The sequence below is a fragment of the Dermatophilus congolensis genome (assembly GCF_900447215.1).
GTDB classification, from domain to species: Bacteria; Actinomycetota; Actinomycetes; order Actinomycetales; family Dermatophilaceae; genus Dermatophilus; species Dermatophilus congolensis_A.
In genome coordinates this window covers 1,640,805-1,653,080 of sequence record NZ_UFYA01000001.1, presented here as the reverse complement: position 1 = coordinate 1,653,080, position 12,276 = coordinate 1,640,805, and the positions used below count along the sequence as shown (strand labels likewise).

The window sequence follows — 12,276 nt, the reverse complement described above, 5'->3', positions numbered from 1 at the left end:
GAAAAGTTGGCGGCATATGAGTGTGGGTGGTCGGAAAAACACGCTACTTATGGGTAACTCTGACACGCAAGGAAAAATGTAAATACATGTGACATATGAGAGAGGGGAAAGCTACAAAAATCAGCCACGCAAACACCCCACCCCACCCCCACATCCTGACCAACACAAGCCACCGCCTCGAACCCCACACCCGAGCGACCTATCGTTAAAGACAACACAAACCGCCCCCACGCCACCACACCACCGCGATGGAGCCCCCACACATGACCCTCACCGCCGTCGTAGACCACCTCCGCCGAGACCGAGGAGTCACCCAAGCACTCGAAGCGCTCACCCAAGGTGAACCCTTCGTTGACATCACCATCGCCCCCGGCGCCCGCCCCGCCTTCCTCGCCGCCCTCGCACGCACGCCCGAGCGCACCGGTCCACTCGTAGCCGTCACTGCAACCACCCGCGCAGCCAACGACCTCAACGACGCCCTCCACGCCTACCTGCCCAACGCATCCATCACCCAATTCCCCAGCTGGGAACCCCTTCCCCATGAACGACTCAGCCCCCGCAGCGACACTGTAGGCACCCGACTATCCGTACTGCGCCGCCTCGAAAACCCCGATCCCGACGGCCCCCACGGCCCCATCGACATCGTCATCGTTCCCATCCGATCTCTTCTGCAACCCATCGCCACCGGCCTAGCCAACCTCGCCCCCGTCTACCTCCAGTGGGGAGAAGAACGCTCCCTCACTGACGTCGTTGACGCCCTCACCTCTGCCGCCTACACCCGCACCGACCTCGTCGAACGACGCGGCGAATTCGCAGTCCGCGGAGGCGTCCTCGACGTCTTCCCACCCACCGAACAACACCCCATCCGCATCGAATTCTTCGGCGACGAAATCGAAGACCTGCGCTACTTCAAAGTCGCCGACCAACGCAGCTTCCCCGCCGTCAGCCACGCAGCCCGCCCCGCCGCCATCAAAGCAGGCATGGTCCCCGCCCACCTGTGGGCACCACCCTGCCGCGAACTCCTCCTAACCGACACCGTCAAACAACGCGCCCTAGACCTAGCCAACAAACTTCCCGGCATCACCGACATGGTCGAAAAAATCTCCCAGGGCATCGGCGTCGAAGGCATGGAATCCCTCACCCCCGCCCTCGTCGACGGCATGGAAACATTCCTCGACGTCCTCCACCGCGTCGGCGGCGCCCACATACTCCTCCTCGACCCCGAAAAAATACGCACCCGCGCCCACGACCTCGTCGCCACCAGCGAAGAATTCCTCGACGCCAGCTGGTCATCAGCATCCGGAGGAGCTGAGGCACCCATCGATCTACGCGGCGTTCTCAACCAAGCCAGCTACCACTCCCTGGGCGAAACCCGATCCGCAGCAGACCACGCCGGAATCCCCTGGTGGACCCTCACCTCCTTCACCGCCGACCCCGACACCGCCACCACTCACCCCGACGACAACTTCGGCGACGACGCCAACACCACCTACCTACGCATCGACACCCACGAAACCCCCGACTACCACGGCGACATCCCCAAAGCCACAACCGACCTCGCCACCTGGACCCACGAAAACAAACTCGTCGTCGTCACCACCGCAGGCAAAGGCCTGGCCGAACGGCTCTCCGAAGTCCTTACCAACGCAGACATCCCCGCCCACACTGACGCCTCCGGCACCGACAACCGCACCGGCCTGGTCCACGTCACCAAAGCAGACATCACCGAAGGATTCATCGCCCCCAGCGCCGGCATCGCCATTGTCAGCGAAGCCGACCTCATCAGCGGCAAAGGGCGCCGCACCACCGGCGGCACCACCAAAGACATGCGCAAAATGCCCTCCCGACGCCGCCGCCAAGTCGACCCCCTCTCCCTCAAACCCGGAGACCACGTCGTCCACGAACAACACGGCGTCGGACGATTCATCGAAATGACCCAACGCACCGTCCAAGGCGCAACTCGCGAATACCTCCTCATCGAATACGCACCCAGCAAACGCGGCGGCCCCGCAGACCGACTCTTCGTCCCCACCGACCAACTCGACCAAGTCACCGCCTACGTCGGTAACGACGCTCCCAACCTCAACAAACTCGGCGGCTCAGACTGGAACAAAACCAAAACCCGCGCCAAAAAACACGTCAAACAAATCGCCGGAGAACTCGTCCGCCTCTACAGCGCCCGCATGGCAACCAAAGGCCACGCCTTCGGCCCAGACACCCCCTGGCAACGCGAACTCGAAGACGCCTTCGCCTACGTCGAAACCCCCGACCAACTCTCCAGCATCGACGAAGTCAAAGACGACATGGAAAAAGAAATACCCATGGACCGTCTCATCTCCGGCGACGTCGGCTACGGAAAAACCGAAATCGCAGTCCGCGCCGCCTTCAAAGCTATCCAGGACGGCAAACAAGTCGCCGTCCTCGTCCCCACCACACTCCTAGTCCAACAACACTTCCAAACCTTCACCGAGCGCTACGCCCAATTCCCCGTCAACGTCAAAGCGCTCTCCCGGTTCCAAAACAAAAAAGAGTCCGACGAAACCATCGCCGGACTCGCCGACGGAAAAGTCGACCTCGTCATCGGCACCCACCGCCTCCTGTCCTCCACCGTGCGCTTCAAAGACCTCGGCCTCGTCATCATCGACGAAGAACAACGCTTCGGCGTCGAACACAAAGAACAACTCAAAGCCATGCGCACCAACGTCGACGTCCTAGCCATGTCCGCCACCCCTATCCCACGCACCCTCGAAATGGCCGTCACCGGAATCCGCGAAATGAGCACCCTCGCCACCCCACCCGAAGAACGCCACCCCGTGCTCACCTTCGTCGGCCCCTACAACGACAAACAAGTCGCCGCAGCCATCCGCCGTGAACTCCTCCGAGAAGGCCAAGTCTTCTACGTCCACAACAAAGTCTCCGACATCGAAAAAGTCGCAGCCCACATCCGCGAACTCGTCCCCGAAGCCAGAGTCGAAACCGCCCACGGCCAAATGGGCGAAACACGACTAGAAAAAGTTGTCGTCGACTTCTGGGAAAAAGAATTCGACGTCCTCGTCTGCACCACCATCGTCGAAACCGGACTCGACATCTCCAACGCCAACACACTCATCCTTGACCGCGCCGACAACTTCGGACTCTCCCAACTTCACCAACTCCGCGGACGCGTCGGACGAGGCCGCGAACGCGCCTACGCCTACTTCATGTACCCCACCGGCAAACCCCTCACCGAAACCGCCCACGACCGACTCGCCACCATCGCCGCAAACACCGACCTCGGCGCCGGCATGCAAGTAGCCATGAAAGACCTCGAAATGCGAGGAGCCGGAAACCTCCTCGGCGGCGAACAAGCCGGACACATCGACGGCGTCGGATTCGACCTCTACGTCAGACTCGTCGGCGAAGCAGTCGCCGAATTCAAAACCGGCGAAATGGACGAAGCCCCCCGCGAAGTCAAAATCGAACTACCCGTCGACGCCCACATACCCCACAACTACGTCGCCGAAGAACGCCTACGCCTCGAAGCCTACAAACGCCTCGCCGCCGTCACCGACGATGCCGAACTCACCGCACTCATCGAAGAAATCGTCGACCGCTACGGCCCCTACCCCGAACCCGTAGCCAACCTCATCGAAGTCGCCAAACTCCGCACCGTCGCCAAACGCGCCGGAATCAGCGACATCGGCATCCAAGGCAACATGATCCGATTCGGCCCTGTCGACCTCAAAGACAGCCAACAACTCCGCCTCACCCGCATGTACAAAGGCACCACCATCAAAGCAGCCGTCCGACAAATCCTCGTCCGACGCCCCATGACCGCACCCATCGGAGGAACACCCCTCAAAAACAAAGAAATCCTCGCCTGGACCACCGAACTCATCCAGCAAATCTTCCTCGACGCCCCCACCAGCCGCTAAACCACCGCTGCCCTGTGAAAACAACCCAGGCAACCTCACAGGGCAGCAAAACCACACAACATACAGCCCACGCACCCAGCCTGGACAAAAATAGGCGATACCCAACCTCACGTTTGGTCTTTACTACCGCCAACCGCCAAACACATCCTTGAACCAATCAACAACATCAAGGTAAAGACGTGACTATGGAAATCACGATCCTGCACAACCCCCGCTGCTCCACATCCCGCGCCGCACTCACAGAACTAGAAAACGCTAGCATCAAACACGACATCATCTGCTACCTCGACACACCACTCAACGAGCAAGACGCCCTAGACCTCCTCAACAAACTCGAAGACGCACCCGCCGACCTCATCCGCCGCGACAACACCTTCACCCAACTCGGTCTAACCGACAATGACATCGACACTGCCCAAAAAGTCGCCGCCCTCATCGCCAAACACCCCGCCCTCATGCAACGACCCGTCCTCATTGCCGCTAACCGAGCAATCATCGGACGCCCCAAAGACCGCGTACCCGCATTCATCACCGAAATTACACAGGCTTGATCTGAGCACCTGAGCAAAAAGCAACGCCACCAACAAAACAACGAAACAGTCAGGCCAGGGAGAGGAAAAGCTTCTCTAAGGCGGCGAAATCAGCTTCACGGTCAGGGTTTTCTTGGCTCATACATTTCTGTAACCCAGTGGTGATGATGGTGAACCCTGCCCGGTCAAGAGCGCTACTGCATGCAGACAACTGAGTCACGATGTCTTTGCAGTCTCGACCCTCTTCAATCATGCGGATCACCGCAGCGAGCTGACCATGAGCCCGACGCAGGCGCTTAAGAGCAGGGTCCAATTCAGCAGGTTCGAGGATCAAAACAACCCCTAACAGATGCAATAGAAGTGACACCAGTACCACTGCAAAGTACCCCAACGGGTATCGAATGTAGATGCCTCGCAGCCGTCGCGCTGACTTGAGTAGTCATCGTCCTAAAAGACCGCAATAAAACTGCTGCCCGTACTGACAGCAAAAGTGACACCTGAAACAGCAACAAACACCCAAACTGAGCTACTCACCCCGATGCGCTACCTAAGTGCTGGCTCACCAAAAACTAAGACACCCATGAGCTACCCCCATCTGAAAAGGCAATGTCCACATCAATCGCTCATAAAAAGCGCAGGTAGAGACCGGAATAATTGACTTAGATCCTTCCCCAGTCAGAAACGGAAAACCCCGGTGGCATCCTGAGAGAACGATCGACGCCGTGGCTCATGCGGCACACGTAGGAGCCCGCGGCTCCGTCTCGGTCTTGCGGCCTCAAACCGTTCAGCAACAGCGTATACGCGCCGCTGAACTTGCCCCCAAGGAGACTCATGAAGACACCGTCGGATCTAAGCGCAGCAGTCGACGCCATCGCTGAAGACGTCATCGCATGGCGCCACCACATTCACGCCAACCCAGAACTATCGAACCGTGAAGTAAACACAGCCAAGTACATCGTCGACCACCTGCAGACCCTGGACTTAGATGAGATTCACACCGACATCGCTGGACACGGCATCGTCGGCGTACTCAACGGCGGACAAGAAGGGGAACGCACCATCCTGCTGAGAGCCGACATCGACGCACTACCCGTCCCCGACGAATCCGGTGTCGACTTCGCCTCCACCGTCATCGACGAGCACTACCCAGGCGGACCATTCCCCGTCTCCCACGCCTGCGGACACGACTGCCACACCGCAATGCTCATGGGCGCAGCATCAGTTCTGGCCAAACACCGCGACCAGCTACCCGGCCGCGTCCTATTCGTCTTCCAGCCAGCCGAAGAAGGCCCACCCATCGACGAAGAAGGCGGCGCTCGCAGCATGCTCGAGTCAGGCATCTTCGAAAAATATTCACCGACCATGGCCTTCGGAATGCACGTGCAGCCCTTCCCCAAGGGAGTCGTGGCCATGCGTGAAGGCAACCAGTTCGGTGCATCATGCCTGGTGAAAATCACCCTCACCGGAGAGCAAGTACACGGCTCAACACCATGGGCAGGAATCGACCCGATGCCCGCGGTCGGAGCAATCCTCACCGGCATCGGGCAGATCTACCGCCAAGTCGACGCATTCGACCCGTTCACCGTCACCATCGGCCACATCGAGGACGTAGGGCGGTTCAACATCATCGGTCAACGAGTGACGCTGTGGGGCACGATCCGGTCGCACCGTGAGGCCACGATGAGCGACGTGCAGGAACGGGTGCGGACTCTCGCAGCCGGCGCGGCCAAAGCCAACAACTGCCAGGTCAACGTCGAGTACCTGCAAGATGTCCCAGCGGTGACGAACACGCCCGAATGGGTAGCAGCGGCCCGGCCGACCATCGAGCGTGTCATCGGCAGCCAGAACCTCATCCCCGCGCCCCCCACCCTCGGATACGACGACGTCTCCGAGTTCGTCAAAGAATTCGGCGGCCTCTACATCGGCCTCGGCGTACAAGACACCGCATTCACCGAAAACGGCGAGCTATACATCCCCGAAGACGGCCGCGGCGGCGTCCCCAACCACAACCCCCGCTTCTACGCCGACGACGCCACCCTCGCCACAGGCGTCAAACTCATGGTCGAATGCGCCCGCGACCACCTCACCGGACAGCTAATGCCAGGACAAGGCTGACTCCCCACGTGAGAGAAGTTAAGGACACTCTCGATCCAACCTGATCTGCCTAGAGCGTCCTAGCACACTGTGCCCACCTCACATGTAGTCAGCGCCACAACCGAATCCGGCGATCGTTGCGTGGATCACCGCAACAGTGGGACACCCACAAACCAGTAGCGTCAGAACACCACACCCGTCGAGACTCGGTGCACACCACCTCGACCACGACGAGGAACGGTGACAACCCCCATGACCCCACACACCAGGCCCCACCAGAGCAAAACACCACTGGCCATCGCCGCAGCCACGCTCCTGCTTACCACTGCCTGCACCGCCGCCCCCCACGAGGCAGACCCCGTCCCACCACTGCCCAGCGCCCTCAGCTCCGCTGCAGCCAGCACTATCGCTCAACTACCCCCACCTCCAGCCAACAGCAACGAAAAAAACACCAAAGCACGTCACACCATCACCGCCTTCGCCGACGCGGCACAACGCGCCCTCATCACCCCCAACCCACTCCAAGCCGACCAATGCCGCGACGCCGCCGACCTCATCGATAAGGCAGCAACACCACAAGAACTCCTCACCGCCGCAGTCACCCTCAACGACCCCGACCTGCGCTCCCTCACCCTTGCCGCCCGCACCCACATCGGCACCTATCTCAGCCGCTGCTCCGCAGGAAACCCACCATCACCCCAAGCAGCACACAACGCCCTGGCCCTCCTACGCGCCCGCCTTGACACCACAGCTCGCACGGGAGAGAACTGATGCCCCGACACACACACCGCACCGCCGCCGCTGCGCTGATCAGCGCAGCCCTTCTGACCTGCCTCACCGCCGCGCCAACTGCCTCAGCAAAACCCACTAACGGTGAATCCACCTGGGCTGCCCTTGGTGACAGCATCAGCAGCGGCTACGGCATCACCAGCGTCAGCCCCAACCCTTCGGCATGGGGGGCACAGTGTGGTCGCGCCGACGGAGCAACAAGCAACGAGGCAGCGATGCCAGTCATCGCTCAAAAACAGTTGGCGTCTTCAGGCATCAGTTATCGGCAAGCCTTCACCGCCTGCGCTGGCGCCACCACCGACGATTGGGCGATCCAGCTCGCGGAGGCGTACCGCCAGCTCGGTGTGAAAATCAACACGCCCATCGAACCAGGCACCCCTACCCGCACCTCCTCGCTGGTTAAAGAACTCGACAGTATCGCCGCCAGCGGTAACCGATTCGATCTGATAACCATGACTTTCGGCGCGAACAACGCTGCCTTGGGGGCACTGGGCGAACTATGCATGGACACTAAAAATGTCCAAGGCGAATCCCTGGATTGGGATTCGCCAGGCTGGGGAAGCTGCGATGTTCCACCCGAACAAGCCACAAAGATTCTCGACACTCTCACCCAAGGCAACGCATCGGTACCCCTACCTGCTGGGCAAGTGCCGCTGTGGTCAGCGAACCCCGACCAGGGAGAAGTGGAACCGCTTCTTTCTGCGCTAGCACGATTCGTCAAACCTGGAGGGCGGATCCTCATCATGGGGTACCCGCAGATCATCACTGACCCGAGCCGCAGCTCACTGGCGCAACGCTGGAACAAAATACCTGGCTTGTACGCCACAGCTGGCAGCTGCAATGGCATGCCCCCCGAGTCGATGAAACGTGTGCGGGAGACCATCACAGAGCTGAATACCGGAATTCACAAAGCAGCAGAAAAAGCGCAGGCGGCGTTGTCTCACAATGGCGTGACGATCGGATATGTCGATATGAACACTGCTTTAGGGTTCGAATCCGCAGAGTCTTTCCACGGTGTGTGCAGCCAGGAACCGTGGGTGAATGATCCCTTCACGCAATATGGCCCGTTGCATCCCAACGCCCAGGGGCACGCGCAGGCGGGGAAGGCTTTAGCTGAGTTGGTGCGCTCTAGTAAGTGACCTCGTAGTGGGGGGCTAGAGGTGTTTCGTGAGCAGCTCTTCGAAAGTTTGGCGGGTTCCTTTGGGATTTCCGTCGTGCGTGAGTAGACCGAATGCTCCTTCGCGGCCAGCGTTGTGGCGGTCGCGGAGGGTGTACCAAAACAGCGGGCCGAGTTTATTGGCGTACGCCAATTCATTCCAGGCGTGAGCGCCTTCGCGCATTAGCCGGGCGGCTTCGTCGTCGGTGACATGTCCTTCGCCAGTAGGTACACCGACTTCAGTGCCCCAGATCTGGAGTTTGGTGTGTCCGTGAGTGTCGAGTAGTTCCCGCAGTGGTTTGACGTACTCCATCTCGCCGGAGGCGCCGTTACGCATATCTGAGTAGGGGTGCAGCGCGACACCATCGACATGGGTGAGGGCTGGGGAGGTGGCCAGGGCACGCCACCAGTCCATGGTGGGTACATCTGGTGAGCTTGGTGCTGCTCCGCCGGTGCCGCCGGCGATGATCACGCATGTAGGGCAGGTAGCTCTGAGTGTGTCAGCAGTTTTGGTGAGTACGGGTGCGTATGCTGCCGGGTCAGGGTGGGGAGCCCATGAGCGGTCGACGTTGGGTTCGTTCCAGATTTCCCAGGCATGGACTTTGCCTGCGTAGCGGGTAGCTGCAGTGGCGGCGTAGTTGGTGAACCCAGTGAGTTGGTCAGGTGTGGTCAGGCCAGCTGTCCAGGAACTGCCAGGTGGCCTTTGGTGGGGAGCAACGGTTCCTAGAACTGCGAGGATGCGTAGTCCACGGCTATTGGCTTCGTTAACGACGCGGTCGTAAGGGTCCCAGTGGTAGTCCTCGGGTTCCCATTGGACGTGGGTCCAGGGAATGTCGAATCGGATCCAGGTGGCGCCGGAGTTTTTGACGGTGTCGAGGTCAGCGGCGAGGCGTTCGGAGGGGACGTAGGCTAATTCGCTTCCGGGGATCGCGATTCCGGAGAGTTTCCCTGCCCCGGGTGTGGTGTTACTGGGAGGTGTCGGGGTGGGGTTGGGTGGTTCGTGGTGGGCGTACCAGATCGTGATCGCGGCGATGAGTGCCGTGATCAGGAGTATGGCGATCGTGATTCGGGTGCGTGTGGGGTGAGCCATGGTTTCCGTCTGGTTGGTTCGGTGCCCGCTGGGGTAGAGCAGAAGCAGGGATATAAGTGTCGGTGACTAGGCGCATGTGGGTGGTGTCGTACCAGCGGCAGAACGTTTCGAGGATAGCCAGGCCGATGAGGGGAGCACCGGTCATGATGACCAGGGGAGTGGTCGCTCCTGACTGGGCAGTGACGGTTTGGAAGAGCAGGATGGCGGCGATGTAAATGAGTAGGGCGCGGCCTAATTCGGTGCGGCAGTGCCGGTAGGTGTCGGCAATGAGTGAGGTGACTAGGCCGAGGATGAGGTAACCGGCGGCGACACCGATGTAGCCGTGGTTGATGAATAGTTCGGCGGTCATGCCGGGCACGGTGAAGATGAGTTCTTCGCTGCCGGAGAACCACCAGCCGCTGTATTGGACGATGGAGCGCCATGTTTGGGTGGGGACGCCAGCGAAGTGTAGGAGTGCTGCGGGCACGGTGAGGAACCCGGACATGAGGGTTTCGCCGTTGAGGTAGTTGTGTTCGGTGGCGAAGCGGGCTGCCCAAGCCACCATGGAGAACCTGCCCCATTGCCAGTCCAGGAGCGCGGGGATGTCGAAGCTGGTGACGCCAGCTCGGCTGATGGTTTGGTTGTAGATGACGGCTAGAGCCCCGCCTGCTCCGGCGATGAGTAGTGGGGTGCGTAGTCCTCGGATCCAGGGAAGGACGAGGATGAGCAGGGGGAGGGAGAAGACGACGATGTCGACGCGGCCTCCGGTCCAACTGGAGTTGACGGCGATGACGCCGGTGCAGGCGGCCATGATGAGGGCGTTGTGCATGTCTGCGGCGGGATTTTTGCGTCGGGTGATGCTCCAGAGCGCTAGGAGAAGAACACCCCAGGGCATCCAGGAGGCGAGGAAGGCGTAGCGGGCCATGCCGCCGTCGACGCCGATGACGCGTTCTCCGGCGCTGTTGGCCAGGTGGCCGCGGATGCGGATGCTGCCGACTGCTGCGGCGGCGGTGAGGGTGAGTCCGGCGGTGAGGGTGAGGACGGGGTGGGATGTGGCCATGGAGTAGGTGGCGCTGTTGGTGGGGGTGTCGGTGCGGCGCCAGCGGATGAGCAGACCGATGGTCAGTGCGGTCAGGGCTAGGGGAGTGGTCAGGGCTGCTTGGAGGAGGCCGGTGTCGTTGCTGTAGGGATTGTTGGGTACGGCTTCGTAGAAGCCACGTGAGGTGGACAGAGTGCCGGTGAGGTGGATGAGGCCGGAGATGACGTAGGTGATGGCGAAGTCGATGACGAGCCAGGTGCGTAGGTGGAGTCCGTCGTGGCCGCGTTTGTGTAGGTGCGTGGCGATGAGGATGGAGGCGATGCCTGTGAGGGTCAGGACGGTTAGGGCGAGGTGGATGAGGTTGATAGGGCCGGGCGTCACGGTGGGGTGGGGGGTCAGTGGTGGTCGGGGGTGTCGGTAGCGAGGATGTAGATGGGGTTTTCGTCGCTGGGGTGGAGTGCGGCGAGGGTGGCGTTGAGGTCGTTTTTGTGGGTGGTGAGGGGGACGACGAGCAGGGTGGTGGTGGCGGTGGGGGCAAGGAGCTGGCTGTGTGCACTGGCTGGGTGTGGGGGTGTGGCCAGGAGGATGAGTTCGTAGTTGTTGGTCAGTTCGGTGAGTTTTGCTGGTGTGGTGGTTGTGGTTTCGCCGGTGGCGGTGAGGGTGGTGATGGTGATTTCGGGTGTGGTGTTGTTATCGCCGGTGGCGGTGAGGGTGGTGATGGTGGCTGGGGGCAGGGCGGTGGTGTCGATGATGGCGGAGGTGGCGCCGATGCGGTGGGCAGCTTGGGCGAGGGCGAGGGCGGCGGGGTAGGTGTTGGTGGTGGGGTTGGGGCTGGTGATGAGGGTGATGGGGGCGTGGTTGGTGGTGTGTTCGCCGATGAGGAGGCCGGCGGTGCGTTCGTAGGCGGGGTTGGTTGTTTCGGGTGTGGCTAGTTGGGGGGTGCGGCGTAGGAGGCTGCGTAGTGAGCGGTGGGGGATGGTGCTCAGGAGGCGGGTGTGGGGGATGCGGCGTAGGTCGTTGGTGACGCGGATGCGTTGGTCGAGGCCGCCGAAGAGGATTGCGGTGATGAATGCGGTGATGAGCGCGGCGGCGATGGCGATGGCGGTGCGCAGGGGCCAGGTGAGGCCGGTGGGTTTTTCGGGGGCTTGAGCTTCGGCGAGGGGGGATGCGGAGATGGTTTGTTGGGTGCGGTGGCCGTCACTTTGTGTGGGGGCGGTTTTTTGGACGGTGGCAGCTAGTTGTCGGGTGAGGGTGTTGGCGATGTTGGCTGCTTCGGTGGGGTTTTCGCGGGTGACAGTGATGTCGAGGATCACGGTCATGGTGGGGTTGGTGACGTTGATGCTTTTGGCGAGGGTGGCGGGTGTTTCGCCGGTGAGGTGGAGTTGTTGGATGACGGGGTTGAGGACGTTGGGCGAGGTGGCGACGCGTACGTAGGAGGCCATTTCGCGTTGGAGGTAGGTGGCGGCTTGGTTGAGTTCTGTGGCTGAGTTGCCGCCGGTTGCTGCGAACAGCAATGAGGTGGTTGCGCCGTAAGTGGGTTGGGTGATGAGTCCTTGGGCCATGACGGCGGCGAACACGAGGGCGCCGATGATGGTGTGTAGGAGGGGTCGGCGTGTGAGGAGGCTCAAGTATTCGCGGACGAACAAGGGTGGGCTCCGTTTCCGTGGCCGTCGTCGTGGGTGGGG

General features: G+C 61.1%; 9 protein-coding genes. 5 read left to right on the top strand and 4 right to left on the bottom strand.

Annotation, left to right across the window (positions count from 1 at the left end; translation table 11 throughout):
• Positions 1-263 precede the first annotated feature (263 nt).
• On the top strand, positions 264-3,914 hold the full coding sequence (mfd, locus tag DXZ77_RS07270; protein ID WP_115031060.1) for a transcription-repair coupling factor: 3,651 nt from the start codon (positions 264-266) through the stop codon (positions 3,912-3,914).
• Positions 3,915-4,099: 185 nt separating this feature from the next.
• On the top strand, positions 4,100-4,465 hold the full coding sequence (locus tag DXZ77_RS07265; protein WP_115031058.1) for an ArsC/Spx/MgsR family protein: 366 nt from the start codon (positions 4,100-4,102) through the stop codon (positions 4,463-4,465).
• Positions 4,466-4,514: 49 nt separating this feature from the next.
• On the opposite strand, the gene DXZ77_RS07260 is transcribed toward DXZ77_RS07265, so the two are convergent.
• Positions 4,515-4,778, bottom strand: a complete 264-nt coding sequence (locus tag DXZ77_RS07260; protein WP_028326638.1) for a metal-sensitive transcriptional regulator — start codon at positions 4,776-4,778, stop codon at positions 4,515-4,517.
• Positions 4,779-5,275: 497 nt separating this feature from the next.
• On the opposite strand from DXZ77_RS07260, the gene DXZ77_RS07255 reads away from it, so the two are divergent.
• The 3 genes from DXZ77_RS07255 (at position 5,276) to DXZ77_RS07245 (ending at position 8,466) form a co-directional block, all read left to right on the top strand.
• Positions 5,276-6,559 (top strand): M20 metallopeptidase family protein, encoded by a 1,284-nt coding sequence (locus tag DXZ77_RS07255; RefSeq protein WP_115031056.1) that lies wholly within the window; start codon positions 5,276-5,278, stop codon positions 6,557-6,559.
• Between the two features lie 219 nt (positions 6,560-6,778).
• On the top strand, positions 6,779-7,309 hold the full coding sequence (locus tag DXZ77_RS07250) for a hypothetical protein (RefSeq protein WP_115031055.1): 531 nt from the start codon (positions 6,779-6,781) through the stop codon (positions 7,307-7,309).
• Complete coding sequence (locus DXZ77_RS07245; protein ID WP_115031053.1) at positions 7,309-8,466, top strand: SGNH/GDSL hydrolase family protein; 1,158 nt, start codon at positions 7,309-7,311, stop codon at positions 8,464-8,466. The genes DXZ77_RS07250 and DXZ77_RS07245 overlap by 1 nt, the downstream gene beginning before the upstream one ends.
• Positions 8,467-8,481: 15 nt before the next feature.
• Here the strand turns inward: DXZ77_RS07245 and DXZ77_RS07240 are convergent, their stop codons facing one another.
• The 3 genes from DXZ77_RS07240 to DXZ77_RS07235 are packed head-to-tail and all read right to left on the bottom strand — an operon-like array spanning position 8,482 to position 12,237.
• Positions 8,482-9,411 (bottom strand): cellulase family glycosylhydrolase, encoded by a 930-nt coding sequence (locus DXZ77_RS07240; RefSeq protein ID WP_258553317.1) that lies wholly within the window; start codon positions 9,409-9,411, stop codon positions 8,482-8,484.
• Positions 9,412-9,448: 37 nt separating this feature from the next.
• Entirely contained in the window at positions 9,449-10,972 is a 1,524-nt protein-coding gene (locus DXZ77_RS12415; RefSeq protein WP_258553188.1) for a hypothetical protein, read from the bottom strand.
• A 14-nt stretch (positions 10,973-10,986) separates the two neighbouring features.
• Positions 10,987-12,237: a YveK family protein gene (locus DXZ77_RS07235; protein WP_115031051.1), complete on the bottom strand. Its 1,251-nt coding sequence runs from the start codon at positions 12,235-12,237 to the stop codon at positions 10,987-10,989.
• Positions 12,238-12,276: the final 39 nt, after the last annotated feature.

Excerpts from the sequence above, each read along its gene's own strand:
- mfd (WP_115031060.1), top strand. The coding sequence starts at position 264 with ATGACCCTCACCGCCGTCGTAGACCACCTCCGCCGAGACCGAGGAGTC.
- DXZ77_RS07265 (WP_115031058.1), top strand. The coding sequence starts at position 4,100 with ATGGAAATCACGATCCTGCACAACCCCCGCTGCTCCACATCCCGCGCC.
- DXZ77_RS07255 (WP_115031056.1), top strand. The coding sequence starts at position 5,276 with ATGAAGACACCGTCGGATCTAAGCGCAGCAGTCGACGCCATCGCTGAA.
- DXZ77_RS07245 (WP_115031053.1), top strand. The coding sequence starts at position 7,309 with ATGCCCCGACACACACACCGCACCGCCGCCGCTGCGCTGATCAGCGCA.